We start from the raw sequence: 25,708 nt of genomic DNA, 5'->3' as shown, positions 1-25,708 counted from the left end.
TGCGCGCGGGGCTGAGACGCCCCTGGTGCGCGCGGGGAGGCGACCGCGCCACCGCGTTGACGGAGCCAGCCCGCTCCACCACCCTGTCGCCCCATGTCCGAACGAGCCCGCGTGGAGCAGCAGGTCGAGGAACTGATGGAGCTCGCCGAGCAGGTGGTGACGCGCGCCAGGAAGGGCGGCGCCGACGTCGCGGAGGCGATCGCCCGCTCCGGCTCCGAGCTCACCACCAAGGTGCGCCTCGGCGAGCCCGAGCTCGTCGAGGAGGCCGTCCACAAGGGCCTCGGCATGCGGATCATCAAGAAGCAGCGCGTCGCGCTGACCTCGACGTCCGACCTCACGCCCCGCGGCATCGATCGCTTCGTGGCGGACGCGCTCGAGCTCGCCGACATCTCCCAGGAGGACGCGTTCGCCGGCCCCGCCGATCCGGAGCTCATCGCCAAGGGGCCGTTCCCCGCGCTCGATCTCTACGATCCCTCGGGCGGCGAGGTCACGGCCGCGCAGGCGATCGACATCGCGCGCCGAGGCGAGCAGGCCGCACGCGACGCCGACCCGCGGATCACGAACAGCGAGGGCGCGACGTTCTCGCGGAGCGCGGGCGCCTTCGCCCTCGTCCTGTCCGGCGGCTTCCGCGGCGGCTTCGCCGGCTCGTACGCGCAGCTCGTGGTCTCCCCGATCGCCGACGACAGCGGCGACAAGAAGCGCCGCGGCTTCTACTTCACCGGCCGGCGCCACCTCGCCGACCTGGACGCCCCGGACGCCGTGGGCCGCGAGGCGGCGCGCCGGACGCTGCGCAAGCTCGGCGCCCGCAAGGTGGCGACCTGCGAGGCGCCCGTCGTCTTCGACCCGGACGTCGCCCGGTCGATGCTCGGGTTGCTCGGCTCCTGCATCATGGGCAGCTCGATCTGGCGCAAGTCGAGCTACCTCGTCGGTCGCGAGGGGACACGCATCGCCAGCGATCTCATCACGGTCGTCGACGACCCGCTGATCCCGCGCGCGCCCGGCTCGCGCCCGTTCGACGGCGAGGGCCTCCTCGCCCGGCGCAACGTCGTGGTCGAGCAAGGCATCCTGAAGACCTACCTCTGCGACAGCTACAGCGGCCGGAAGCTCAAGCGCCCGCCGACCGCCAGCGCCTCGCGCGGCGCCGGCGGCGGCGTCGGGCCGTCCACGTCGAACTTCCTCCTCCAGCCCACCTCCACGCCGGCGGCGGAGATCGTGCGTTCCACGCCGCGCGGGCTGTACGTCACCGAGATGATGGGCTTCGGCTTCAACGCCGTGACCGGCGACTTTTCCCGGGGTGCGTCCGGCTTCTGGATCGAGAATGGAGAGCTCGCCTATCCGGTGAGCGAGGTAACCATCTCACTGAACCTGGACGAGCTCTTGCAGCGGATCGACGCCGTCGGGGACGATCTGGATCTCCGGACGTCGACGTGCTCACCGACGTTCCGGGTCTCCTCCATGACCATCGCTGGAAGCTGAAGCGCCTCCGTCCGAGGAGCCATGCTCCTCGGGCGCGTCTTCCTCCAGGAGACTCCGAAGCGGACTCGACAGCGGGGTTGCGAGCGACCCATCAACCGGCCCCGGGTTGTGCTGCAGGAGGGGTTCTGACCTCAGCGGCTCGCTCTGCAGTGCTGCGGCTCCTGGCGGAGCCTCCTCGGGCGCGACCGGCCGTCCCGGCCCAGCCTCTTCTGCTGGGCGTAGGACGGCCGGGGCCCTGGCTCAGCGCGAGGACCCGCCTGCGGCGAGGCTCCGCGGCGGCTCTTCCGACGCCGGACCGCTCGCCGCCTGGAGGGGCGTCGCCGTCTGCGCGGCCGCTTCGGGCACGAGGAAGCCCTTCAGCTGCTGCGCGTCGCTCCGGCCGATCCGGCCGACGAACGACGGCAGGCTGATCGGCTCATCCGACAAGGCGACGAAGGTCCCCTGCGAGTTCGCTCGGTGGAGCGCCTCGAAGAGGGAGGGGACGTCCACGTCGCTGGACACCGCCCGCACGTCGACGATGTACACGTCCGCGGGGTCCGCCCCCGCGAAGATCAGCGCGTCATACGGGTGGCTCGCGTGCCGAATGGGCACGCCTTCCCCGAGGGCTCGCGCCACGTGGGCCATCGTATCCTTGGTGCCGATGGCCATCATCGACTTGGAGGTCGCCTTGGCGAGCTCCCTGGGCACCGAATAGCCCCATGCACGGAGGAACTCGGCCACGTCCGCAGCCTTGAAGCGCAAGTGTCTCCCCGGCGTACGGAAATGGGCAATCCTCCCCCGATCTACCCAGTTATGGATTGTCTTCAAGTCGACCTCGCACAAGGCTGCGAGGTCCGATGCCGTCAACAGCTTTTCACGAACACCAGCCATCGCCGAACTCCACGCGAAAGGCACCTGCCGCACAGCTCGCGTTCACAGCGCGGCAGCGTCTCCTCAGGTGGCGGCCCCCCCACCCGTCTGTCTACTCGATTGAAACCTAGCTCTCATAGACGGGTCCGTCACCCGCTTTGCTCGAATTTTCTCAGCCCCATGGCGAGTTCGCCCCGCGCGGAGGCAAACTCCCCATCCTTCAGGGGATCTCCTGGTTCATTATGTTCACGCGACCGGGCGTCGGCCAGCTGGTCGTGAAGGAGCCAGCCGAGCCGTCTGGAACGCGCGGAGCGACGCGGGCCAGGCTCATTCCCGGCTTTGGCACGGGCGCGGCGGGCGACCTGGACAAGACAGCACCTCCTCGATCCTTCAATTTGAGCGGTTCTCCCGAGTTCGACAGCCCGTGGCTGCCAAGTTTGGGGACGCGGAGAAGAAGCGTCTCGGGAGGAGGCGGAGGGTCGAGCTCATCATCAGAAACGTAGTCCTCGTTGACGACCAGAGCATACGCGCCGGGCATGAACGAAATAGGGGACAATTCGGTCTCACCACCCACATCGGCGAGTACAACCCCTGTGAGCTCAGCAGGGACGTCACCGTCATTGTAGAGCTCGACCCACTCCTGCCCTGGCTCTGGCCCGACGGGGTTCGCCAGCACCTCGTTGATGATCACATGGGGCATGGGCGCGAGCGTCATGGCCGAGAACGTCCGGCGCTCCACGACCCCGGCGTTGTCGACGGTCGCAATGGCGAGCTCCACGGGGCTCAAGGGCGGCAGTGGAGCGAGGACGAACGGCTCGCCCGGCGGTAGCGCGAGGACTTCGTCGAACCCCCCGCCCGCGATCGCCCAGAGCAGCGGAGCATCCGCCGAACGAACGAGGATTCGATCGTCGGCGACCCGAGCACAGCCCGGCCCGAGCGCGAGCTCGTCCGGCGCACACGCCACCGCGATGGCGGGAAGCGGATCCGATTCCAGCATGAACGGACGCGGATCGAGGCTCACTGCTGTCGGCTCGCCCGGGAGCGCGACGGGAGGCCCCACGAGGCGCATGCCGTCGGCCTCGGGCGGCGCCGTGGCGGTTGGCTCCCCTTCGAAGCGCAGGCAGCGCGCGCCGATGTCGTCGACGGCGCCGCGGCGCAGCTCGCCCGCCGGTCCGCCAGGCGCGAGCGCCGCCGCGGCGATCACCTCCGGGAGGGGAGCGTCACCGCACCACACCCCCAGGCCGAGGGTCGCGCCGGCGTCGGGCGGCGGCCAGAGCCGTGAGAGCACGGGCGGCGAGCCCTCCGTGGCGATCTGGATGTGGTGCGAGAACACAGGGCTGCCACTCGCGATGGCGTAGGTCTCCCCGGGGGCGAGCGGGGCGAGCGGCGCCACGGTCAGCGAGAGGTCGCCAGGGGGAGTCCCGTTCAGCCAGGCGATCGAGGGGACGACGCGCTCCGACAGCGCCGTCGACAGCTCGCCTCGCTCTATCTGCCGGAGGTGCGCCGCGCTGAGCTTGCCGCGGACGACCAGCGCACGGGCGGGGTCGACGCTCCCGAGAGCGGCGCCGGGGAGGAGCACGCGCGCCCGCAGCACCGGAGGCGCGGCGTCCAGCGGCGCGGCGGGCTCGATCTGGAGCTCGGGGCCCGGATCTGCGGGGCCGGCGACCTCGGCGTCCTCTTCGTCACCGCCTTCATCGAGTTGCGGGGGAACGACGAGCTCCGGCGCGCAGGACAGGGGTGAGGCCACGAGCGGCGTGAGCGCGAGCGGCAGCGCGCGGAGCGCGCGGGGAGTCCACGAGGGGCGAATCGGGCAACGATGGGTCATGACGCGGAGTTCGGCGGGAGCTCGCTGCCGGTTGCTCGACGTCGCTTTCTTTTTTCGAGGCCGCTACCCTCGCCCCGCATGGCCCCCGAGGACATCAAGAAGCTCCGACAGGAGCTCGGCTGCACGGCCCGCGAGCTCGCCGGAGCGCTGGGCATCGAGCAGGAGACCGTGCTCGCGTGGGAGCACGGAGATCTCTTTCCCACGAAGCGCTTCGTGGGAATGATGGAGGAGCTGCGACGAAAAGGTCCGGAGGCGATCCCCCGCAAGAAGAGGAGGCAGGTCGCCACCTCGCCGCTTCAGGTGCTCGCCGATCCCGAGCTCTGGCGGCTCTTCCGCAAGCTCCTCGCCCACCCCGAGCTGAGGAGCGCCGCAACGAAGCTGGCCGAGGCCTATCCGGATCCGACGGATGCTCCACCGCCGTGAGCGACGGGGCGACGCGCTGGACGTTCAGACAAGGGTGAACGTTCAGTCCTCGTCCTCTTCGTCGTCCTCGTCCTCATCATCTTCGTCGTCCTCATCATCTTCGTCCTCGTCCTCTTCGTCGTCCTCCTCGTCTTCGTCGTCCTCCTCGTCCTCGTCCTCGTCCTCGTCCCCGTCTTCTTCTTCTTCGTCGTCGTCGTCCTCGTCCCCGTCCTCGTCGTCCTCGGCGTCTTCGTCCTCGGCGTCTTCGTCATCCTCGTCGCGCCGTTCCTCCGCGACGTCGTTGGCGTGCTGGAAAGCGTCCTTTTCAGCAGGCTCACCAAGCGCTGCGTCCGCTCCCACGACAGAGATCTCGTCAGACACTTCGTCTTCCCTTGCTTCCATCGCGACCTCTCCCTCCCGCGGCGCAGCAGGCGACGCGCCGACGTCTTCCGATAGGTTCTCGCCCGCACTGGCGACGCTCGTCCGGAGCGATCCCTCCGCGCCGGCGAAGCTCTCCTGTCCCGATGTCACCACCCCCGTCTCGGGCGGCTCTTCACCGAGCTCACGCTCATAGGCACGGCGCGACTCCTCGGTCAGCTCGGTGAACTCGCGCAGGGTGGGCAGCTCGCCGAGCGCCTTCAGGCCGAAGAACTCGAGGAACTGCGCCGTCGTGCCGTACAGCATCGGACGCCCAGGCTCGTCCTTCTTGCCCAGGATCCTCACGAGGTCACGCTCCAGGAGCGACTTGAGCGCCGCGCCGGAATCCACACCGCGGATCTCGTCGATCTCGGGCCTCGTGATCGGTTGCCGGTACGCGACGATCGCGAGCGTCTCCGTCTGGGCGCGAGACATCTTGACCGGCTTCTGCTCTGTCACCTCGCGAACGAAGGGCGCAAATGCAGGGCTCGTTCGAAAGACGTACCCTCCGGCGACCTCGTCCAGACGAAATCCTCGTCCGTCGTACTCCGCGACGAGCTCGGCCAGCAACTCTCGCACGATGCGGTGCTCTGCGTTCGCCGAACGCGCGAGATCACGGGCCGGCACCGGTCGCTCCGCCACGAAGATGAGCGCTTCCAACACGCCCTTCAGGTGCTTGCGCGCGACGGCAGAGAGCCCGGGCGCCGTGGTTGCGCTCCGGACAGGAACGTCGGCGCGGCGCGCCGGATGACCGAGCTGGTCCCATGCGCCAGCGCGGAAGCGAGCGACCGGATCTTGCCGTGTCCCTTTCGGTGCACGCGGCTCCTTCTTCGCGCCCCTCGGCTTCTTCGTTCCGCCGAGCCACGCGTGCGCCGCTGCCCTCAGCCGCGCCGGCGTGGTCTGCGCGCTCGCCTTGGCCGGCGTGCCCTGCCCTGCCGTCTTCGGTGCACGCGGCTCCTTCTTCGCGCCCCTCGGCTTCTTCGTTCCGCCGAGCCACGCGTGCGCCGCCGCCCTCAGCCGCGCCGGCGTGGTCTGTGCGCCTGCCTTGGCCGACGTGCCCTGCCCTGCCGTCTTCGGTGCACGCGGCTCCTTCTTCGCGCCTCTCGGCTTCTTCGTTTCGCCGAGCCATGCGTGCGCCGCTGCCCTCAGCCGCGCCGAGGCGCCCTGTCCTGTCGTCGTCTTCGCTATGCGCCGCCGCTTCGCCGCGGCATCAGCCACCGTCACGGCCACTCCCTGCGTCTACTTCATCCACCTCTGTCGGCGGCACTGCGAAGTCCTCTGCGGTCGAGTGCGCGTTCGGGCCCACAACCGCATCGCGCTCCGCCTCTTCCGGAGCCGGACCGGCATCGGCTTCCGCCGCGTCCACCGCAGGCTCGCCCCCTGCGACGTCGTGCGCACGGCTCGTCTCCTCCGCCGTCCCAGGAAGCTCCGTCCCCGATGCTTCGCCGCTCGATTCCTCAGCTGGCTCGGCCAGCTCCGGGTCCGTCGGTTCGCCGGTCGGTGGCTCCACGGGCTCCGCCAGGTCCGCGTCACTCGCCTCGACGTTCCTCTCTTCCACGGGCTCGACCAGCTCCGACCACGCCAGTTCGCTGCTCGACGCCTCCGCTGCTTCCGCGGGCTCCGGTTCTGCCTCCGCGACGCTGACGTCCTCCACCTGCTCCACAGGCTCGGCCGGCTCCGACCACGCCAGTTCGCTGCTCGACGCCTCCGCTGCTTCCGCGGGCTCCGGTTCTGCCGCCTCGACGCTGACGTCCTCCACCTGCTCCACAGGCTCGGCCGGCTCCAGGCGCTCCGGTGCGCCGCTCGGCGCCCCCGCGAGCTCCGCTTCCGACAGTTCTCCGCGCGCCTGCTCGACCGGCTCGACGAGCTCCGGCCCAGCCGGCTCGCTTCGCCCCACCTCGACGGCCTCCGCGACCTCGCCCTCGGCAGCAGCAGGCGGTACTCCTGCCTCCTCGCTCCCCGCTGTCTCGATCCGCTCCGCCACCGGCGCGCCGTCCTCGAATCCGTCATCCGTCACCGGCGCGCCATCGGCGACCGCGAGCTGGATGTGAATGGGCGCCAGCGAGTCCGTCTGATGGACCCGGATGAGCCTCAGCTTGCACATCTCGAGCACGGCCAGGAACGTGATGACGACCTCGAAGCGAGGGATCACTCCCCCCTTCGAGACGCTGTCGAGCAGCAGATCCTCGAACCGCATGGCGCGCCGCGCGGAGAGCTTCTCCGTGAGCTCGACGATGCGATCCGTGATGCTGATGCGATCGAAGACGACCTCATGATCAATCTGGACGTTCGTCCGCTTCAGCACGCGCTCGAACGCGTCCAGCAGGCTGAAGATGGCCGTCTGCGCGAACGGAGCCGGGCCCTTCGGCACCTCGCTCTCGCTCATGCCGCGCGTGAACACGTCGCGCCCGAGCGTCCCGCGCTCGGCCAGGTCGGCCGCGGCGACCTTGTACTTCTGGTACTCCAAAAGCCGCCGGACGAGCTCCTCCCGCGGATCCTCCTCCTCACCCGGCATCCCGTCGTCGTCCTGCCCCGCAGGCACGCTCGGCAGGAGCATCTTCGACTTGATGTGCGTCAGCGTCGCCGCCATCACGAGGTACTCGCTCGCGAGGTCGATCGAGAGCGAGCGCATGATCTTCAGGTACTCGAGGTATTTTTCCGTGACGAAGCTCACGGGGATGTCGAGGATGTCGAGCTCGTGCTGCTGGATGAGGTGCAGCAGCAGGTCGAGCGGCCCCTCGAACGTGGGAAGCGTGACGACGTACTCGCCCTCGCGCGGCCCTGCATCGGCCGCCGGCGAGGCGACCTCCCGGGGCGGCGAGGCGGCCTCCCGGGCCAGCGAGGCGGCGGCCTGGCGCGCGGCGGGCGCAGGGGTGGCACCCGCGTTGCCGCGCCCTTTCCCGCTGCGCGCCCGTGCTGCACCCGCCTTGGAGCCGCTCACGCCGCGACCGTAGTCGCAAGGCGCCGGTCGGTCCACGTCCGAGCGTCCTCGGGCGCCGCGGCGCGCCGAAACGCCGCTGCGTCCGAGAATTTATGGCGGTAGCGGTGCTAGGATCAGCGCCGTCGATGGAGCCGTCCCCCGCGAAGAGCTGCCCCTCGTGCGGCGAGCGCTACGACGCGGGCGTTCTCTACTGCCCGCGCGACGGCACCCCGCTCGCGAGCTCGCGCAAGAGCCCCACGTTCGGCGCCGCGGAGCGCGACCCGTACGCGGGCATCACGCTCGGGGGGCAGATCCAGACCCGCCACCTCATCGGCATCGGCTCGATGGGCCGCGTCTACCGCGCTTTCCAGGCCGGGATCGAGCGCGACGTGGCCGTGAAGATCCTCCACCGCGAGCTCAGCAGCAACGCCGAGCTCGTGAGCCGCTTCCACCGCGAGGCCAAGATCTCGAGCCGGCTCGTCCACCCGAACGTCGTCCAGGTCCTCATGACCGGGAGCGTGCCCCCCGCGGCCGACCCCCGGATCGGCGGGGAGCTCTACCTCGTCATGGAGCACCTCGACGGCATCTCGCTGCTCTCCGCGCTCGCCGCGGCAGGGGCAGGCGGCGAGAGCGAGGCGCTGCCGCTCCCGAGGGCGCTCCACATCGCCCTCCAGGTGTGCGACGCGGTCGGCGAGGCGCACGCGCAGGGCATCGTCCACCGGGATCTCAAGCCCGAGAACATCATGCTCGTCCGCCGCGGCGAGGACCCGGATTACGTGAAGGTGCTCGACTTCGGCATCGCCCGCCTCGACTGGGCCGACAAAGCGATGACCACCCAGGCGGGGCTCATCTTCGGCACCGCCAAGTACATCTCGCCCGAAGGCGCCGAAGGGCAGCGGGTCGGTCCGCCGGCGGACGTCTACTCCATCGCGACGATGCTGTACCAGTGCCTCGCGGGGCGCGCCCCGTTCGAGGGCGACTCGCCCGTCGCGCTCCTGGTCCAGCATACGCACGCCCCGCCGGCGGACCTGCGCAGCATCGCGCGCTCCAGCTACGTGCCCGAGCCCATCGCGCGGATCGTGATGCAGAACCTCGCCAAGAAGCCGTCGGACCGGGCCCCCGACGCGCGCGCCCTCGGCCGCGACCTCGCCCTCGCCGTCCGGGCGAGCGGGCTCGACCCCGATGAGATCGCCGCCCAGCCCGGGCTCCTGCGCGCCAGCGCGGTCATGAAGCTGGCATCGAAGTCGCGCACCAAATCGCTCGATCTCTCCCCCGCGCTCGCCGCCCAGATCGGCGGCATCGCCGCGCCGACGCTCGAGAGCGCCCACATCGGCGACCTCGATCCCCGCCTCCCGGGGGGCGAGGCAGCGCGCTACAGCGACCCCGCGTCGCACCGCCGCGAGAGCGACCCCGCGTCGCGCCGCCGCGAGGAGGAGCGCTCCTCCTCCAGCGGCGTCGAGCGCGCTTCGTCCAGCTCGATGAGCTCGGCGCCCTCCTGGACCACGCCGCTCGCAGCGCCGTCCCAGGCCGAGCGGCCTTCGAGCGGCGCGCGGTTCGGCGGCGCGTTCGCCGAACCGGTGGAGCGGCTCGACGCCGGAGCGCGCGCATCGTGGAGCGCCGCTCGCCACGGCGGCGCGGCGGACGAGCCCGCGCGCACGGCGATCGGCCTCGGCATCGATCCCATGCGCGACGCTGCGCCCGTCCCGTCGACCATGCAAGGCGTCGAGTCCGCGGCGCGGCCGCTCCCCCGCCGGGCGATGATCGCGCGCGCGACCGCCCTGCTCGCGTGCGCCAGCGCGGTGGGGTTCGTCGTGTTCCTCGGCGGGCGGCACCTCGGCGCCTTCGGGGGGCCGGCCGCGCGCGACACCCTCGAAGCACACATCGAGCGCGCGCGCGACTGCATGGGCAGGCACGCCTGGGACACCCCGCCCCGCGAGAACGTCAAGGAGATCGTCTCGCAGGCGCTCGCGCGGTGGCCAGGAGACGCGCGCCTCGCCGAGCTCCGCCGCGAGTCGTCCGAGCGCATCGTCGCCGACGCCCTCGGGCGGAAATATGCCGGCGACAGGGCCGGCGCCATCCGGCTCGCGAAGCTCGCGCTCGAGCTGCAGCCGGCGCTCACCACCGCCCAGCACCTCGTCGCCGAGCTCTCCGGCGGCCCGCCGGGCGCCGCCCCGGCGCCGCCCCCTCAGGTCGCCCCGCAGAGCGCGGGGCCGCAGGCCACAGGCGCCGACCGCAGGCCTGCGCCGCGCCGCCCCGCGCCGGCCGAGGTCCGCGGCGCTCCCCAGGGCCAGCCGCCGGCGCCCGTCCCCCGGGGCGCGCCGGCCCCGTCCCCGGCGCCGGGCGGCGCGGGTTCGCCCGACAGCACAGGCGCCGCCTCGCCGCCGGCCAGCGCCACACCTGCGCCGGTCCTCCCGCCCTCGCCGCCGCCGCTGCCCACGGACGCCGCCTCGCCGCTCCCCTCGTCGACGGGTCCTTGGTTATAATCCAGAGAAGGTGAGTCCAGCCGGCCGGTACCCGATGTCGCAAGCGCCCGCCAACGCCCGCGCCGGGCAGGGCGGCCGGGCAGCGCCGGCGGGGCGTGGCAGCGCGCGATCGCCGAGCGCGCGCGCGCTCGGCGCCGCATGCGCCGCCGCGCTCGCCGCGCTCCTGATCTCCGCCCCCGGCCGGGCCGACGAGAGCAGGGCCGCCCGCCGCGCGGTCGCCGCGCGCGAGCGTGGTTTCCCCTACACCATGGTGGAGGTGAGCAGCGGCGTGATGACGCTCCCGGGCGCCGACGTCTGCCCCGTTTCGCTGTCTCCGGGCGCCTGCGAGCAGGGCGAGACGAGCGTCTCCCTCGGCATCCACAACCTCTACCGCTGGCGCGACATCGGCTTCGGCGCAGGCATCTTCTGGGCGGCGACGCTGACCTCCGACGCCGCGCGCGGCGCGCGCGGCCTCGAGCGCGATCACGCGCGCAGCTACTTCATGCTCGACGGGCTGTTTCGCTACTACGCCCTCCGCATCCGCAGCTCGGAGTGGTGGGCCGGCGTGACGGTCGGCGGCGTCATCGTCAACGACTCGTGGTCGGTCGAGGCCGATCGCAACCCGTACTCGGACACGGCGTATGTCGGGCCCAGGGCGGCGACGATCGGCACCGAAGGTGTCGCCGCGGGGCTCGCGATCGGCGGCGACTGGGCCTTCGCCGACAACTGGAGCGTCGGGAGCCACATCCGCTACTCGAGCTGGTTCCTCCCCGAGCAGCGCAAGGTCTCCCCGACCGGCGATCTCGCCTCGCTCTCCGAGCGCGTCGACATGTTCAACATCGGCGTCCTGATCGCGTACCGCCTCGCGCTCTGACGCCGCGCCAGGCGCCGCCTGCGGCGCCTCACGCCCTGACGCCGCGCTCCGCTCGGCGGGCGGCAGTTGACGCGACATCGCCAGGTCGGTACGCCTGCCCGGCCGTTTCCATCCTGCGAGGAGCCCCCGATGCCGCTGAATCTCTCGAAGGTCGGCTACACGACCCAGCCCAGCGCGTTCACCTTCAACTGGAAGACCCTGGCCACCTACGCGCTCGGGATCGGCGCCAAGCGCGAGGAGCTCGAGTACCTGTACGAGGGCACGCCGGGAGGCATGAAGGTCTACCCCACGTTCGGCGTGATCCCCTCCCAGGGGACCGTGTTCGAGGCGCTCGAGGTGGCCGGGGCCGAGCTGGCGCTCATCGTCCACGGAGGGCAGACGCTCCGGGTACACCGCCCGCTCCCGACGAGCGGGACGCTGTTCACGACCGCCACGCTGGCGGCCATCTACGACCTCAAGAAGTTCGCGCAGGTGATCGTCGAGACGAAGACCACGCTCGACGACGAGCCGCTCTTCGACACCGTGTGGTCGATCATCGTGCGCGGCGTCGGTGGCTTCGGCGGGCCGCGCCCGCCGCACGCCGAGTCGGAGGCCCCCGTGCCGAAGGACCGCGAGCCCGACTGGGTCGTCGAGCAGGCGACGGCGCCCGAGCAGGCGCTGCTTTACCGGCTCTCGGGCGACGAGAACCCGCTGCACGCCGATCCGGAGGTCGCTGCGAAGGCGAGCTTCACGCAGGGCCCCATCCTGCATGGCCTCTGCACGTACGGCTTCGCGGCGCGCGCGATCATCCAGAAGGCGGCGGGCGGCGACGCGAGCCGACTGCGGGCGTACGGCGCGCAGTTCCGCAAGCCGGTGTGGCCGGGCGACACCCTCATCACGCGGGGCTGGGCGCTGGCCGGCGGCAAGGTCGCGGTGGTCACCTCTGTCAAGGATCGCCCCGATCCGGTGCTCACGAGCGCGTGGGCGGAGATCGGCTGACGGCCGGCGTGGTCGCGTGCTAAGGGCCGAGGCCCGGATCAGGGAAGCGTTATGAGCAAGACGAGCGAGAAGGACAGGGCCAAGGACGACGAGGACCTCGACGAGGCCGGGTCGACCGACGAAGGCAACGACGACGGCGAGGAGGAAGAGGCGAAGGCCACCGCGGTCCGCGGCCGTGGCCACGGCCACGCGCACGACGACGACGACGCAGGGGACGACGGCGCCGAGCCGGAAGATCCGTACTGGTGGGCGCCGCACGCCGTGCTCAGCGCGCTCGTGCTGATCGGGCTCCTCGGCTTCTTCGGCATGTTCAACAAGACGCCGCTCGCCCGCCTCGCGGCCCCCGTCGCCCCGGAGCCCGACGAGCACGAGCACGCGACCGCCGCCGCTCCGCCGCCCGCTCCCACGCCCCGCCCGGCGCAGTCGGCGCAGGCGCCGAGGGAGATGTTCGGCGCGAAGCACCTGCTCGTCATGTACAAGGGGAGCCGCCGAGCGCCCCCGACCATCGAGCGCACGAAGGACGAAGCCAAGGCCCGCGCGACCGAGGCCATGACGAAGGCCAAGGCCGATCCGAGCAAGTTCGCGGACGTCGTGAAGGAGTACTCGGACGAGCCGGGGGCGGACAGGCGCGGCGGGGACCTCGGCAAGTTCCCGAAGGGCGCGATGGTCCCGGAGTTCCAGGCGGGCCTCGAGAAGATCAAGGTCGGCCAGGTGAGCGACCTCGTCGAGACGGCGTTCGGCTACCACGTCATCCTCCGCACGCAGTGAGCGCGCGGCGCCGCCGGGGCCGCGGCGCCGCAGCGTCGCGAGCCCCGGGCGGCTCGACCCCTCCCGCTGCGGTCAGCGCGCGGGCGCGATGACGAGCTTCTTCAGCCTCGCCGTCTTCTCTTCCTTGGTCAGCGTCAGCTTGGCGTGCTCGTCGGCCGTCATGCCGTTGCGGAGCACGCGGGCCTCGTCGCCGATGCCGTAGACGGTCTTGTCGGCGCGCGCGAAAACCCACTCGGTCGCGGAGCCCTCGCCGTCCTTGTTCATGAGGCGCACCGAGCCGTCGCCGATGCCCTTCTCCCTGGCCGCGCCCGGCAGCTTCGCCAGCGTCGACACCACGTCCTTGGCCTGGTCGACGTCGTCGCGCACGACCGCGACCACCCGATAGCGCTTGTCGACCTCCTTGTAGTAGCCGAACGCGCCGGGCCCAGCGCCATCCACCCCGAGCACGTCCTTGGTCTCGTAGCGGATCCCGAGCGGGATCATGTTGTCCCTGGGCAGCGCCGCCGCGGCAGGCGGCAGCGACGGCTCGCCGGGCAGCTTCGCGCCCATCTCCTTCACGAGCCCGGGCAGGACCTTCTCGCTCGACGACTTGAGCGCCGCCTCGGCCAGCGCCTCGTCGTTGTAGGTGATCTCGGCGAGGTACTGCCCGCGCCAGAGGTACGCGTTCCCGACCCCCATCGCGGCCGCGCCGCCCCCCTCGATCGCGCGGGGCGTCGCCTCGTCGGCGGGGTCACCGTCGCCCACGGTGCGCTTCGTGAACATGCCGTAAGCGCCCTCCGTGGATCCGAATTTCGAGAGGTGGACGTCGACGGTCGCGGAGCCGCCCTCGCCGCTCACGTACCGCGCCTCGACCACCCGCCGCACGCCGAATCCCTTGTAGATCTCGCACTCCCCGTCGAACATGTCGCAGATGCTGTCGAGCGGCAGGGGCGCCGATTCCCCGAACGTCTTCTCCCCGCCGTTCGGGTCGAGGCAGAACCCGCCCGTCGTGCGCGGGAAGAACGGCGCGCTCGCCGCGTCGCCGATCGTCCCCCCGCCGCCGGCGCAGGCGGCCGGCTTCGCGGCCGGCGGAGGCGGCGGCGGCGCGCCGAGGGGCTCTTCCTTCTTGCTGCAGCCCGAAGACAGCGCGGCCACGAGCGCGCCGGCGAGCAGCGCGCAGCTCCGCGCACGGGAGCGCGACGGCTTCCCGGGGCACGCGCGGGTCGCGCGGGTCGCAGCTGACACGCTGTGGTCCAATGGGCCTCTCGGTGAACACCTTTCGGGCGGGAATCGCATGGCCTGTTCGCCTTGCACCTTTTTTCATAGCGCCGCAATCGTTAGCGCCCGCGGCGAATCGCTTTGAGAGATTCACCATGAAGTTCCATGGCTTAGCGCCCCATGTCGAGGGCATGCAGCTTGCCTTTGCCGACCCTTTGGTGCGTCCTCCCTCCTGTTCGCGACCTCCTCCTCGTGATTCCGATCGACCGCCGGCCTGCTCTCCGGGGCAGCGCGCGCTGCGCCGCCGTGGCGCGCGCGGCTTCACCCTGCCGGAGCTGCTCGCGGTGGTGGTCCTCATCGGCATCCTGGCCGCAGCGGCGTCGCCGAGCTTCGTGAGCGGCATGCGCGACCGCCGCGTGAACCGCACCGCGATGGAGATCAGCGGCATCTACCGGCTCGCGCGCTACCAGGCGATCGGGCGCGGGGCGGCGGTCCTCGTGCGGTGGACGGCCTCGACAGGCGCGTTCCAGGTGCGGCAGGCGCAGGTCGATGACATCGCCGCCGGCTCTCTGATCGCGACGAGCTGCCTCAGCATCGCCGACTGGATGAACCCGGCCCAGACCCAGCCGGTCACGACGTTCCACACCGAGGGCATCGAGCTGGCGGCGATGCAGCTGCTCGATCCCACCGGCGTGGCGCACGACAACGCCGACGTCTGCTTCACGCCGCGGGGGCGGACGTTCGTCCGCTACGACCCCGCCGGGGCGTTCGCGCCGCTGCTCGGCGCGCTCCGGGTGGATGTGACCAACACCAGGACCGGCCTCCTGCGCTCGGTCTTCGTCCCGCCGAACGGCGTCGCGAGGCTCGGGCTGTGAGCGCGGCGCGTGCGAGGAGGGCGGCGAGCCGCGGCTACACGCTCATCGAGGTCATGGCGGCGCTCGGCGTGCTCGCGATCGGCGCCACCGGGGTGCTCGCGCTGCAGAAGGCGACGCTCATCAGCAACACGAACGCGCGCAACCTCGCGATCGCCAACAGCGTCGCCATGACCTGGGCAGAGCGGCTGCGGGTGGACGCGCTCCAGTGGAACGATCCCATGCGGGTGCCCGACATCAACAGCGACACGGACTGGCTCGCGCTCAGCACCACCGCCCCGTTCACGAAGGTGACCCCCACGGAGATCACCGCGCTCGGGTCGCCGAGCGCCGACGTGCTCGGGGCCGACATCTACGCGGGCGACACGTCGGCGTCCGCGTTCTGCACGCACGTGCGCTTCCGCGAGTTCACCGATCCCGTGTCGGGCACGCGGATCTGGGACAGCCTCCTCCGCGCCGAGATCCGCGTCGTCTGGGAGCGCAACGGGGACCCGATCAACTGCGGGATCCTCCCGCTCGACGTCGACGCGGCCCCGGGGCGCTTCGGCGCCGTCTACCTGACGACGGGCGTGCTCCGGAACACGAGCGAGGACAGGCGATGACGACGAGCCGACGCACCACCCGCCCGCGCGCGCGGGCCTCAGGACAGCGAGGCTTCACGCTCGTGGAGCTGCTCGTGGCGATGGCGGCCGGCCTCGTCGTGTCGCTGGCGGCCTTCCTGCTCTCGAAGAACGCGACGCGCTTCTTCCAGAACGAGGCAAGGGCCTCCGCCTCGCACCTCGCGGCGACGCTCGGGATGAACCGGCTCACCGCGGACCTGCAGCGCGCCGCCTATCTCTCGTCGGCCAACATCCTCAATGACCCGGAGGTCTGCCAGGTCCCGCCCTCCCCGATCGGCTTGAGGCGCCTCGCCGGCATCTCGATCCTGCGTCAAGGGTCGGAGTTCCTCCATGGGACGGAGCTCAACCAGAGCATCGCCAACGGGCTGCACCCCGACTCCATCATCATCGGCGGCAGCTTGAACAGCACCGAGCTGTTCGAGTTCAGGAAGATCAGCGATGAGTCGGGCAACTGGATCGTCGAGCTCAACCCGAACAGCTCCGCCGTGCAGCGCACGCTCGCGCGCGCGCAGGGCGGCGGGCAGAGCCTGACCCAGATCTTCGCGCCTCACCGCTTCCTGCGCATCATGGTCCGCGGTCAGGAGAAGTTCCTGTATGGCGTCATCGATCAGGTCAACGTGATCGGCGACCCGCCCACCCAGATCGAGATCACGCTGAGGGCGGATCCCGGCCTGCCGACGCTTGTCGGGCTCGCCGATTGCGGCGTGACCCCCGGCGGCTCCACCGGCGACGGAGGATGGGTGAACGTCGTCTCCCGCGTCCGCTACGACATCCGGAGCCTCGTCGGCAAGCCGACGGCCTACGCCCCTCTCGTGGCGCCCGTCACGACGGAGCTCGGGACGCTCATCGGCGACAACGGCCGCACCGAGCTCGTGCGGGTCGAGCTCGACGAAGAGGATCAGGAGCTCCCGGGCACGCTCGAGCTCATCGCGGAGTACGCCGTCGATCTGAAGTTCGGGATCTCCGTCGCGCAGGAGAGCGCCGTCCCTGGAGTGACCAACCCGCAGATCACGCGGTTTCCCATCATGGCGACCGACAACGCGCTCGTGTACACCAACGCCGCCGCGAACGACCAGCCAGGGGCCAATCCGGAGCGCGTGCGGTCGGTCCAGGTCCGGCTCTCGACCCGCACCCGCGCGCCCGATCGCGACGTCGGCCTCCCCGTCCCCATCCCCCCGGCCTCCGATGGCCGCAGGCTCAGGTTCCTGATCCCCGGCATCGCCGCGGGCGCCAACACCTATGGGAACACGGCGCCCTCCGGATCGCCGCCGGTCTACGCCCGGATGCGCACGCTCTACGCCGACATCGCGCTCCCCAACCAGGCCTACGTCCCATGGTGAACACAAGCATCGCCCGGTCCCGCCGGCGCTCCCGCGAGCGGGGCGCCGCCGTCTTCATCGTCGTGCTGGTCATCACGATGCTCACCGCGATCGGCCTGTTCGCGGCCCACGCGGCCACGCTGTCGACCATCGCCAGCGGCCACGAGCGCCGGATGACGCAGACCCACTATCTCACCGAGTACGCGATGCAGCTCGCGATCGCCGAGATCGAGCAGAAGGGCGGCCTGGAGATGATCCCCAGGTCGACGAGCTGCTCGGTCGCCACCAACCAGTGCTGGCCGCTCCTGCCGCACACGTTCGGCGCGGCACAGCCGCTGCTGGAGCCGCCCGCGGCCGGCCCGCCGGAGACGCCCGGGAGCCTTGGTCGCGCCGACGTCCAGTGGATCGCCAAGGTGGAGATCACGGATAAGATAAGGCCTGCGATAGGGAACCGCGCCGGCAGCGACATGGGCGGCCCGAACCCGGTGAGCGTCGATTACTGCACGGTCACCATGAGCGCGCGGCTCATCGCCTGGCCCGGCGGCTCCGCCATCGCGACGGCGGGCAGCCAGGAATCCATGTCCGTCGTTGCCGATATCCTCTGCTCGAAGTGACGAACCGGAGCGCACGATGCGAAACCTGACGAAGGTCCTTGTCACCATGAGCTCCGCGGCGACGCTCGGCCTCGTCGCGGGGCGTGCACGCGCGCAGGCGATGGATGTGGAGCCGCCGCTGCCCAACGTGCTCTTGCTCGTCGACACGTCAGGCTCGATGGAGAAGACGGTGGCGGGCGAGGAGCCGGACTGCAACCCAGGCACTCCCCCCGCCTCCGAGGCCCGGAAGAGCCGCTGGACGAAGCTCGTCGAGTCGCTCACGGGCCCGATCCAGGACTTCAGCTGCGTCGCGCAGCCCCGCACGAGCACCGCGTTCGTCAACGAGTTCAGCCTCGGGGGAGAGCCGCCCTACGACAGGAACTACTACATCCCGTTCCATCGCATGATCTCGGGCCACTGCACGAAGGGCCCGGGGGCGACCTACGATCTGGTGGGAGAGCATCGCTGGGACAACGCGGCCACTCCTTGCACGACGCCGTTCACGCAGCTCAACTCCGGCTTGCTCGACGTCTATCAGGACCGGATCCGGTTCTCGCTCATGACGTTCGACACGCTCCCCGACGCGAGCACCGGGCTCCTCTCCGGCGCTCCCGATCCCGTGGGCGGCATCGAGGGGATGTGGAGCTACTTCCTCGGGTTCGAGCCCGGCCCAGGATACCCGGCGCGGGGCAACCCGCCCGCCTGCGCTCCGGCGGACATGGAGGTCGGCGCCAGGAACCCGTCCGCGCCGCTCTGGGAAGGGCCGCTCATCCCCTTTCCGACCTACACGGCGGACACCACCGAGATCCGCAGCGTGAACGAGAGCATCCAGAACGCGCTCATCGCGATGCGCCCCTACGGCGCGACGCCGCTCGCCGGGATGCTGTCGGACGCGCGCGACTACATCCTCAACGACCCCTCGCCCTGGAAGAGTCGGCCGCTCGGGCCGCGCGACGATCCGTTCATCGCCGGCGGCTGCCGCAAGACCTCGATCGTGCTGATCTCCGACGGCGAGCCGAACCTCGACCTGCGCCCGAGCTGCGCGCAGGGCACCGGCCCCGGCCCCGAATTGACGGGCTGTCCCTACGAGGAGCCGCACGTCCTCGCCCAGTCGCTCAACTCCCACGTCAACCCGAACCGGCGCGTGCCGACGTATGCCGTCGGGTTCGGCCTTACCACCCAGGCGCGGCAGGAGCTCGGCGATTCGAATTTCGATTGCGCGGCGATCTCCAGCGCTGATTTCCTGCCCGCCGGGCGCTGCGACAACGCCGCTGGCGCGGTCAAGGCGTGCTGCACGCTCTCGCGCATCGCCATCGAGGGCGGGACCGACCGCGGCTATTTCCCGGACGACGCCAACGAGCTCTCCGCGGTGATGTCGCGGATCTTCGCGCAGATCGCCGCGAACTCGACGAGCCGCACCCTCCCCGTCTTTGCCAATGCGGCCACGACCGCGAACAACGGCAGCACCGACGCGGGGGTCGCCTACCAGTTCGCCTCCTCGTTCAGCCCGCCGCCGGACGGCTCGCTCTGGAGCGGCAACCTCGAGCGCAAGCGCTTCGTCTGCGAGACCGTGAGCGGCGTCATGACGACGCAGCTGAAGGACATCGACCCCGGCAAGGGCGATGACTTCGCGGCCAACGTCAACTCGAACGCCGGGCCGGCGCGGCAGTTCTTCACCGTGATCGGCGAGCTCGACACCACCGCGCAGCGCATCTGGTCGCGCCGGAGCATCCGCCTCGCCGACGTCGCCACGGGCGCCGTCGCCACGGACGGCCTGGGCAGCTACACGGGCACGATGACCAACGGCGGCGCGCTCGCGCAGGCGACGGCGTTCGCGACCGATCTCTCCAGCGCGTCCCGCGCGCTCGACCTCGATCCCAGCGCGGCCGTCCCGCCGCAGTGCTCGGGCGGGCTGCAGGCGACCAACGCCGCGGACTGCGCCCGGCGCCTCATCGAGTGGGAGGTCGGCCAGCCGATGCCCTCGGGCGTCGCCTCCCGCGACGGCAACGAGCTCGGCAGCATCTATCACTCCACGCCGGTCGTCGTGGGGCCGCCGAACGACTACATCCCCGACGAGTCCTACCGGGCCTTCGCGGAGCACCCCGATCAGGCGAACCGGCCGCTCGTGCTCTACACGGCGACGACCGACGGGCAGCTGCACGCCTTCCAGGTGACCGCGGCGACCGCGTCGGACGCGCTCAAGGTGGACAAGGTCGAGAACAACGAGCTCTGGTCGTTCCTGCCGCCCCACGTGCTCCCCCGGCTGCTCGCGACGTTCAACCAGCAATCGCTGCTGCTCGACGGCGCGCCCGTCGTGAAGAACGTCGTCTTCGAGCGCACGTCGGCGCAGGTGAGCAGCGCCAACGCGACCTGGAACACCGTGCTCCTCGCCAGCGGCGGCGCGGGCGGCAGCTTCTACTACGCGCTCGACGTGACGAACCCGAAGGCGCCGCGGTTCCTCTGGCAGCTGTCCACCGACGACGCCGGCACCCCGCTGTTCGGCGAGGCGACGCCGACGCCGGCGATCGGCATGGTGGAGATGGAGTCCGGCGGCGCGATCAAGGAGATCGCGGTCGCCATCCTGCCCGGCGGCTCCGCCCCGCTCGATACGAGCCAGCCCGCGTGCAACCGGAAGAACACGGCGCACCCGCTCTTCTATCCGACGGGCACCCTGGCGGTCCGCGACTCGGTCCGGTGCTGGGGCAGCGCGGGCACCGGCGGCCCCGTCGGGCCGTCGCGCTCGCTCACGATCGTCCGGCTGGACACGGGCGAGATCCTCCGCACGTTCCGCGGTCTCCCCTCCGAGGCCCCGGCCGGGATCGCGTCGCGGACCACCGAGGTCGACTTCGACTCGCCGATCACCGGCATCCCCGTGCCGTTCCCGGCGGGCGTCGGTGAGGTCGCCGAGCGCATCTACGTCGGCGACGCCGACGGGACGCTCTGGCGCGTCAGCCTGACGAGCACCAACCCGGACAACTGGACCGTGGACCTCGCCTGGGACGCGTACTCGTTCCCGACCGACAGCGCGGCGAGCAGCCAGCCGATCCAGACGACGCCGATCGTGAGCACCGATCCGCTCGGCAACAAGGTCATCCTGTTCTCCACCGGCGATCAGGAGGCGTTCACGGCGAGCGGCGCCATCGAGACGCGGGTCTGGTCGATCACCGAGCGACCGCACAACACCAGCCTCCGGTTCAGCGAGAACTGGGTCGTCCCCTTCACGGGCGGCCAGCGCGTGACCGGGCCCATCTCCCTCTTCAACGGCTGCGCGTACTTCGCGACGTTCACGCCCGTCGCGCCCGGGACCTACGCGTGCGCGGACGGGCGCGGCGCCATCTGGGGCGTCGACTACCTGCTCGGCAACACGGACTCGCCCGCGCTCCCGAACGGCTGCCTCGTCGTCGATCCGCTCGCGCCTCCGGAGCGCTTCGAGCTGCAGTCGCCGGGCACCATCGTCTTCGGCGTGGCCGTGACCCAGAAGCCGACCTGCGTGGATACGGAGAACTACACCGATCCGTACTTCGGCCCGCAGACGATCGTCCGGCACTCCACCCCGCCCGAGTACCAGCTCGTGTTCCACACCGGCGCCGCCGGCGACGCGGACGCCCAGGGGGGCGCGACGCGAACGAGCACGAGGACGCTGCAGCGGCCGCGCAAGGTCGTTAAGATCGACTCGTGGGCCACCCTCATCGAATGACGCGAGCCAGCCTGTCGCGCGCCGGCGGCGCGCTCGCCGCGCTCGTCGCGTGCGCTTCGGCCGCGCCCGCCTGCCGCAGCGACGTCAGCGCGCCGGCGCCGGCGCCGCAGGCGAGCGAGGCCGCGGCGCCGAAGCCGCCGGTCGACCAGGCGCTGCCGGGCGAGCTCGCCGAGGGGACCGAGCAGGCGTTCGGCCTGCCCATCCCGCGCCGCATGAAGGTGCGCGCGCGCTTCGCCGATGCCGTCTTCGCCATCGGGGAAATCCCTGCCGAGCGGGTGGCGAACTACGTGCGCACGCGCGTCCTCGCCGGAAATGTCGAGACCGGGCCTGCGAAGACGATCTTCTCGCGCGCCACGGTGAAGAGCGCGCCGCAGCGGATGATCCGGATCGAGGTGGTCTCGCGCGCGCACATCTCGGAGCTCGTCATCCGCGACGAGACCCGGGCGCCCGCGGAGCAGGGCCTGTCGGTCGAGGAGCGCTGGCGCCGCAGCGGGCTCACGCCGGACGGCAGGGTGATCGATCCCACCCGCCTCGAGTGAGCGCGGCGGCGGCGGCCTCGACCTCCAGCGCCGCGGGGCCGCTGCGCCAGTCGGCGCCAGTCGACATCTCCGACCTTTCGAAGTAGATCGCGGCCGTGTCGACCAAGCCGCTCCCCACCGCTCCGCTCCGAAGGACGCCGCTCTACGACGAGCACATCAAGCTCGGCGGCCGCATGGTCCCGTTCGCCGGCTGGGAGATGCCGGTCCAGTACAAAGGCGTCACCGAAGAGCACAAGGCGGTGCGCTCCGCCGCCGGGCTGTTCGACGTCTCGCACATGGGCGAGATCATCCTGAGCGGCGAGCACTCCGGACAGGTGGTCGACTACCTCGTCACGAACGACGTGAAGAAGCTGGAGGACGGACACGCGCTCTACACGTGCGCGTGCAACGAGGCCGGAACGATCCTCGACGACCTCATCGTGTACCGGATCGACGCGCGGCAGTGGCTCATCGTCTGCAACGCCTCGAACCGCGACAAGATCGCCGCCCACATCCGGGGCGCGGCGCAGGGCCACTGCAGCTTCGAGGACGCGTCGGATCGCACGGCGATGATGGCGCTCCAGGGGCCGAAGGCGCTCGACATCGTCGCGCTCGCGGGCGGCGACGGCCCCGCGCTGCGCGAGCTCGCGCCGTTCCACTTCCGCGACGCGACGCTCGCCAACGTGCGCTGCACCGTGGCCCGCACCGGCTACACCGGCGAGGACGGCATCGAGATCTTCTGCTCGCCGTCCGACGCGCAGCGGCTCTGGCGCGCGCTCGTCGAGCTCGGCGGTCCGCTCGGCCTCGAGGCGACGGGCCTCGGCGCGCGCGACACGCTCCGCCTGGAGGCGCGCCTGTCGCTGTACGGCAACGACATCGACGAGACGACGAACCCCATCGAGGCGGGCCTCGGCTGGGTGGTGAAGCTCGACAAGGGCGATTTCGTGGGGCGCGCCGCGCTCCAGCGCATCAAGGACGAGGGCCCCGCGCGCAAGCTGGTCGGCTTCGAGATGACGGGGCGCGGCATCGCGCGCCACGGCTACCCGCTGCTCGACCAGAGCGGCGCGAAGGTCGGCGTCTGCACGAGCGGCAGCCCGGGGCCGACCGTCGGCAAGAACATCGGGCTCGGCTACCTGCCGGCGCCGATGGCGGCGGTAGGGACCGCCTTCCAGGTGGACTGCCGCGGGCGCACGGTCGAGGCGGTCGTGGTCAAGACCCCGTTCTACAAGCGGGCCTGACCCGCGCCGAGGCGCGCCGCGGCGCGCCGATCCGAGCGACCGCACGCGGCGACCAGAGATCCAGGTTGGCAAAGGGAGAAGAAGTCACATGGCGAGCGACAATGTCCGAACGGACCGGCGGTACACGAAGGACCACGAGTGGGCCAAGCAGGAGAACGATCTCGTCGTGATCGGGATCACCGCCTTCGCGGTCGAGCAGCTCGGCGACATCACGCTGGTCAACCTCGACGTGAAGCCGGGCGACACGATCACCGCGGGCACGGCGTTCGGCACGATCGAGAGCGTCAAGACGCTGAGCGATCTGTTCGCGCCGGTGAGCGGCAAGATCCAGCGCGTGAACGCGGATCTCGAGAGCCGCCCCGAGCTCGTCAACGACGACTGCTACGGCAAGGCGTGGATGATCGAGGTCGTCCCCTCGGATCAGGGCGAGCTCGGCACGCTCATGGATCCCGACGCGTACAGCGAGCTCCTGAAGACCGCGGCGCACTGAGCGCCGCGCCCCTCCGCATTCCGCATCACCCTTCCCGCTTCCCGCTGCACAAGACCATGCGCTACCTGCCCCACACGCCCGAGGAAATCAGCGAGATGCTGCAGGCCGTCGGCCTGTCGTCGCTCGAGGAGCTCTACAGCGCGATCCCGAAGGAGGCGCGCCTCACGCGCCCCCTCTCGATGGAGCCTTCGCTCGACGAGGCCTCGCTCATGCGGCACCTCGAGGAGCTCGCCCAGAAGAACCGCGCAGGGCGCATGCTCTCGTTCCTGGGGGCCGGCGCCTACGAGCACCATTTCCCGCCGGCCGCCGATCAGCTGCTGCTCCGCAGCGAGTTCTACACCGCGTACACGCCGTACCAGCCCGAGGTCTCCCAGGGCACGCTCCAGGTGATCTTCGAGTTCCAGACGATCGTGAGCGAGATCCTCGGGCTGCCGATCGCCAACGCGTCGATGTACGACGGCGCGAGCGCGCTCGCGGAGGCCGTGCTGATGGCCCGCCGGCTGACGGGGCGCGAGCGCACGGTCCTGTCCGGGGGCGTGCACCCCGACTACGTCGGCACGGTCGAGACGTACGTGCACGGCATCGGGACCGGCAAGGCGTCGCTGGTCGGGGTCGACGTGGGCCGCGACGGCACGGCGGACGTCGAGGCGCTGACGCGGGCGATCGACGAGACGACCGCCTGCGTGGTGGTCGGCTATCCGAATTTCTTCGGCGTCGTGGGCGATATCCGGAAGGTGGCCGAGGTGTGCCACCAGAAGGGCGCGCTGCTGATCACGGTCACCCTGGACCCGTACGCGCTCGCGCTGCTCGAGTCGCCGGGCGCGCTCGGCGCCGACATCGCGGTGGCGGAGGGCCAGCCGCTCGGGCTGCCGCCGCAGTACGGCGGCCCCAACGTCGGGCTGTTCGCGTGCCGGAACGACCGCAAGTACCTCCAGCAGGTGCCCGGCCGGCTGGTCGGCGAGACGGTCGACAAACACGGGACCCGCGGGTACGTGCTGACGCTCGCGACGCGCGAGCAGCACATCCGCCGCGAACGGGCGACGAGCAACATCTGCACGAACAGCGGCCTCTGCGCGACGGCGGTCACGATGCGGATGTGCATGCTCGGCAAGCGCGGGTTCGTGGAGGCGGCGAAGCAGTGCCTCGCGAAGGCCGAGCACCTGAAGCGGGAGATCGCGCGGCTCGACGGGTACTCGCTGCCGATGTCGGCGCCGACGTTCCACGAGTTCGTCGTGAAGGTCCGCGGCGGGGACGCGGGGAGGCTCACGCGGGCGCTGGCCGAGCAGGGGATCATCGCGGGGCTGGATCTCGGGCGGATCGACGCGCGGCGGCGGGACGAGCTGCTCGTCGCCGTGACCGAGCGGCACAGCCGCGCGGATCTCGATCGGCTCGTGGAGGGGCTCGCGGGGTTCACGGGCTGAAGCGGCAGGCGGGGCGGGTCGGGGAGTGCCGAGCTGCCCCGCCCCGGCCGAGCCCGGAACGCACCGGCGTCGCTGCGTTCAGAGCACGTCAGGCGCAGGCGGCGCGGCGGGGCCCGGCTTGACCTTCGCCTTCGTCTTGCGGTGCGCCAAGCCGAGCCGGACCAGGAAGGCGCGCCGGGGGCGGGAGCGCCTCATCGGGCCGATGCGCCGGGGATCCGCCCGGCTCGCTCCACTCGGTCACCTGCTCGAGCACCGGCTTCGCCGTCGCGATCTCGTCGACCGGGAACTCAAGCGTCCGCCCCCCAAGGGGCTGTCGTAGGTGACGCACACCTTGAGCTCCGGCATGCCGGTTAGCACGTCGAGCTTGGTGAGCGCGATCCCGTCGAGGCCGTTCACCCGCGCCGCGTAGCGCAGCGTCGGCAGGTCCAGCCACCCGGTCCGCCGCGGCCGCCCCGTCACCGAGCCGTGCTCGCCGCCTACCGACCTGAGCCGCTCGCCGAGCTGGCCGTCGAGCTCGGTCGGGAACGGCCCCTCGCCCCCGCGCGTGCAGTACGCCTTCGCCAGGCCGAGCACGCGGCGGATGCGCGTCGGGCCGACTCCGGCGCCGACGCACGCGCCGCCCGCGATCGCCGAGGACGACGTCACGAACGGGGACGTGCCGTGATCGAGGCGATGGCTCGGAGGCGGCGCGCCTGCGGATGCACTGAAATCGTGCTGGGGAGCGGGCGGATCTGGCGGCTTTTGTGGCAGGGTCGCGCTGTCTGTTATCGGC

20 protein-coding genes and 1 pseudogene are annotated in these 25,708 nt (G+C 71.3%); 15 read left to right on the top strand and 6 right to left on the bottom strand.

What is annotated here, in order from left to right; translation table 11 throughout:
• The first annotated feature begins 93 nt into the window (after positions 1-93).
• A complete protein-coding gene (locus WME73_RS11360; RefSeq protein ID WP_437745480.1) occupies positions 94-1,476 on the top strand; it encodes a TldD/PmbA family protein in 1,383 nt (460 codons plus the stop codon).
• 240 nt (positions 1,477-1,716) lie between these two features.
• On the opposite strand, the gene WME73_RS11355 is transcribed toward WME73_RS11360, so the two are convergent.
• Positions 1,717-2,346, bottom strand: coding sequence for a helix-turn-helix domain-containing protein (locus WME73_RS11355; RefSeq protein ID WP_437534721.1), 630 nt, complete (start codon positions 2,344-2,346; stop codon positions 1,717-1,719).
• Between the two features lie 199 nt (positions 2,347-2,545).
• Positions 2,546-4,150, bottom strand: a complete 1,605-nt coding sequence (locus WME73_RS11350) for a lamin tail domain-containing protein (protein ID WP_437915681.1) — start codon at positions 4,148-4,150, stop codon at positions 2,546-2,548.
• A 78-nt stretch (positions 4,151-4,228) separates the two neighbouring features.
• On the opposite strand from WME73_RS11350, the gene WME73_RS11345 reads away from it, so the two are divergent.
• Positions 4,229-4,573, top strand: coding sequence for a helix-turn-helix domain-containing protein (locus WME73_RS11345; RefSeq protein ID WP_437745478.1), 345 nt, complete (start codon positions 4,229-4,231; stop codon positions 4,571-4,573).
• Positions 4,574-4,615: 42 nt separating this feature from the next.
• Here WME73_RS11345 and scpB read toward each other — a convergent pair whose 3' ends face one another.
• Complete coding sequence (gene scpB, locus WME73_RS11340) at positions 4,616-6,193, bottom strand: SMC-Scp complex subunit ScpB (RefSeq protein WP_437915680.1); 1,578 nt, start codon at positions 6,191-6,193, stop codon at positions 4,616-4,618.
• Entirely contained in the window at positions 6,180-7,910 is a 1,731-nt protein-coding gene (locus WME73_RS11335) for a segregation/condensation protein A (protein WP_437915679.1), read from the bottom strand. The genes scpB and WME73_RS11335 overlap by 14 nt, the downstream gene beginning before the upstream one ends.
• Before the next feature lie 125 nt (positions 7,911-8,035).
• On the opposite strand from WME73_RS11335, the gene WME73_RS11330 reads away from it, so the two are divergent.
• From WME73_RS11330 to WME73_RS11315, 4 genes are all read left to right on the top strand, one after another.
• Positions 8,036-10,372 carry a serine/threonine-protein kinase gene (locus WME73_RS11330; RefSeq protein ID WP_437915678.1) on the top strand — a complete coding sequence of 779 codons (2,337 nt, stop codon included), beginning with the start codon at positions 8,036-8,038 and terminating at the stop codon, positions 10,370-10,372.
• 34 nt (positions 10,373-10,406) lie between these two features.
• Complete coding sequence (locus tag WME73_RS11325) at positions 10,407-11,225, top strand: hypothetical protein (protein ID WP_437745474.1); 819 nt, start codon at positions 10,407-10,409, stop codon at positions 11,223-11,225.
• 129 nt (positions 11,226-11,354) lie between these two features.
• Entirely contained in the window at positions 11,355-12,203 is an 849-nt protein-coding gene (locus tag WME73_RS11320) for a MaoC/PaaZ C-terminal domain-containing protein (RefSeq protein WP_437915677.1), read from the top strand.
• A 51-nt stretch (positions 12,204-12,254) separates the two neighbouring features.
• Positions 12,255-12,971 (top strand): peptidylprolyl isomerase, encoded by a 717-nt coding sequence (locus WME73_RS11315; RefSeq protein ID WP_437915676.1) that lies wholly within the window; start codon positions 12,255-12,257, stop codon positions 12,969-12,971.
• A 72-nt stretch (positions 12,972-13,043) separates the two neighbouring features.
• Here the strand turns inward: WME73_RS11315 and WME73_RS11310 are convergent, their stop codons facing one another.
• Complete coding sequence (locus WME73_RS11310) at positions 13,044-14,195, bottom strand: DUF6599 family protein (protein WP_437915675.1); 1,152 nt, start codon at positions 14,193-14,195, stop codon at positions 13,044-13,046.
• 11 nt (positions 14,196-14,206) lie between these two features.
• On the opposite strand from WME73_RS11310, the gene WME73_RS11305 reads away from it, so the two are divergent.
• The 9 genes from WME73_RS11305 (at position 14,207) to gcvPA (ending at position 24,936) form a co-directional block, all read left to right on the top strand.
• Positions 14,207-15,043, top strand: a complete 837-nt coding sequence (locus tag WME73_RS11305) for a pilus assembly FimT family protein (protein ID WP_437915674.1) — start codon at positions 14,207-14,209, stop codon at positions 15,041-15,043.
• Complete coding sequence (locus WME73_RS11300) at positions 15,040-15,642, top strand: type IV pilus modification PilV family protein (protein WP_437870498.1); 603 nt, start codon at positions 15,040-15,042, stop codon at positions 15,640-15,642. Before WME73_RS11305 ends, WME73_RS11300 begins: the two co-directional genes overlap by 4 nt.
• Positions 15,639-17,000 carry a PilW family protein gene (locus WME73_RS11295; protein ID WP_437915673.1) on the top strand — a complete coding sequence of 454 codons (1,362 nt, stop codon included), beginning with the start codon at positions 15,639-15,641 and terminating at the stop codon, positions 16,998-17,000. The genes WME73_RS11300 and WME73_RS11295 overlap by 4 nt, the downstream gene beginning before the upstream one ends.
• The gene (locus WME73_RS11290) at positions 16,994-17,593 is read left to right on the top strand and encodes a hypothetical protein (RefSeq protein WP_437915672.1); all 600 of its coding nucleotides are present in this window, start codon (positions 16,994-16,996) and stop codon (positions 17,591-17,593) included. The genes WME73_RS11295 and WME73_RS11290 overlap by 7 nt, the downstream gene beginning before the upstream one ends.
• A 16-nt stretch (positions 17,594-17,609) precedes the next feature.
• Complete coding sequence (locus WME73_RS11285) at positions 17,610-21,269, top strand: hypothetical protein (protein ID WP_437915671.1); 3,660 nt, start codon at positions 17,610-17,612, stop codon at positions 21,267-21,269.
• Entirely contained in the window at positions 21,266-21,808 is a 543-nt protein-coding gene (locus WME73_RS11280; RefSeq protein ID WP_437745465.1) for a hypothetical protein, read from the top strand. Before WME73_RS11285 ends, WME73_RS11280 begins: the two co-directional genes overlap by 4 nt.
• A 95-nt stretch (positions 21,809-21,903) precedes the next feature.
• Positions 21,904-23,025: a glycine cleavage system aminomethyltransferase GcvT gene (gene gcvT, locus WME73_RS11275; protein ID WP_437745464.1), complete on the top strand. Its 1,122-nt coding sequence runs from the start codon at positions 21,904-21,906 to the stop codon at positions 23,023-23,025.
• An 88-nt stretch (positions 23,026-23,113) separates the two neighbouring features.
• Positions 23,114-23,515, top strand: coding sequence for a glycine cleavage system protein GcvH (gcvH, locus tag WME73_RS11270; RefSeq protein WP_437551815.1), 402 nt, complete (start codon positions 23,114-23,116; stop codon positions 23,513-23,515).
• Between the two features lie 56 nt (positions 23,516-23,571).
• Positions 23,572-24,936, top strand: coding sequence for an aminomethyl-transferring glycine dehydrogenase subunit GcvPA (gcvPA, locus tag WME73_RS11265; RefSeq protein ID WP_437915670.1), 1,365 nt, complete (start codon positions 23,572-23,574; stop codon positions 24,934-24,936).
• A 249-nt stretch (positions 24,937-25,185) separates the two neighbouring features.
• Here the strand turns inward: gcvPA and WME73_RS11260 are convergent.
• Positions 25,186-25,605, bottom strand: a pseudogene (locus tag WME73_RS11260) (adenylosuccinate synthetase); the annotation flags it as partial.
• Positions 25,606-25,708: the final 103 nt, after the last annotated feature.

The organism is Sorangium sp. So ce302 (genome assembly GCF_051530145.1).
GTDB classification, from domain to species: domain Bacteria; phylum Myxococcota_A; class Polyangia; order Polyangiales; family Polyangiaceae; genus Sorangium; species Sorangium cellulosum_B.
This window is presented reverse-complemented; position numbering and strand designations above follow the sequence as displayed.

Bases quoted from the DNA above. Each gene is read 5' to 3' on its own strand.
- WME73_RS11360 (WP_437745480.1), top strand. From the start codon at position 94: ATGTCCGAACGAGCCCGCGTGGAGCAGCAGGTCGAGGAACTGATGGAG.
- WME73_RS11355 (WP_437534721.1), bottom strand. From the start codon at position 2,346: ATGGCTGGTGTTCGTGAAAAGCTGTTGACGGCATCGGACCTCGCAGCC.
- WME73_RS11350 (WP_437915681.1), bottom strand. From the start codon at position 4,150: ATGACCCATCGTTGCCCGATTCGCCCCTCGTGGACTCCCCGCGCGCTC.
- WME73_RS11345 (WP_437745478.1), top strand. From the start codon at position 4,229: ATGGCCCCCGAGGACATCAAGAAGCTCCGACAGGAGCTCGGCTGCACG.
- WME73_RS11330 (WP_437915678.1), top strand. From the start codon at position 8,036: ATGGAGCCGTCCCCCGCGAAGAGCTGCCCCTCGTGCGGCGAGCGCTAC.
- WME73_RS11325 (WP_437745474.1), top strand. From the start codon at position 10,407: ATGTCGCAAGCGCCCGCCAACGCCCGCGCCGGGCAGGGCGGCCGGGCA.
- WME73_RS11320 (WP_437915677.1), top strand. From the start codon at position 11,355: ATGCCGCTGAATCTCTCGAAGGTCGGCTACACGACCCAGCCCAGCGCG.
- WME73_RS11315 (WP_437915676.1), top strand. From the start codon at position 12,255: ATGAGCAAGACGAGCGAGAAGGACAGGGCCAAGGACGACGAGGACCTC.
- WME73_RS11305 (WP_437915674.1), top strand. From the start codon at position 14,207: ATGGGCCTCTCGGTGAACACCTTTCGGGCGGGAATCGCATGGCCTGTT.
- WME73_RS11295 (WP_437915673.1), top strand. From the start codon at position 15,639: ATGACGACGAGCCGACGCACCACCCGCCCGCGCGCGCGGGCCTCAGGA.
- WME73_RS11290 (WP_437915672.1), top strand. From the start codon at position 16,994: ATGGTGAACACAAGCATCGCCCGGTCCCGCCGGCGCTCCCGCGAGCGG.
- WME73_RS11285 (WP_437915671.1), top strand. From the start codon at position 17,610: ATGCGAAACCTGACGAAGGTCCTTGTCACCATGAGCTCCGCGGCGACG.
- WME73_RS11280 (WP_437745465.1), top strand. From the start codon at position 21,266: ATGACGCGAGCCAGCCTGTCGCGCGCCGGCGGCGCGCTCGCCGCGCTC.
- gcvH (WP_437551815.1), top strand. From the start codon at position 23,114: ATGGCGAGCGACAATGTCCGAACGGACCGGCGGTACACGAAGGACCAC.
- gcvPA (WP_437915670.1), top strand. From the start codon at position 23,572: ATGCGCTACCTGCCCCACACGCCCGAGGAAATCAGCGAGATGCTGCAG.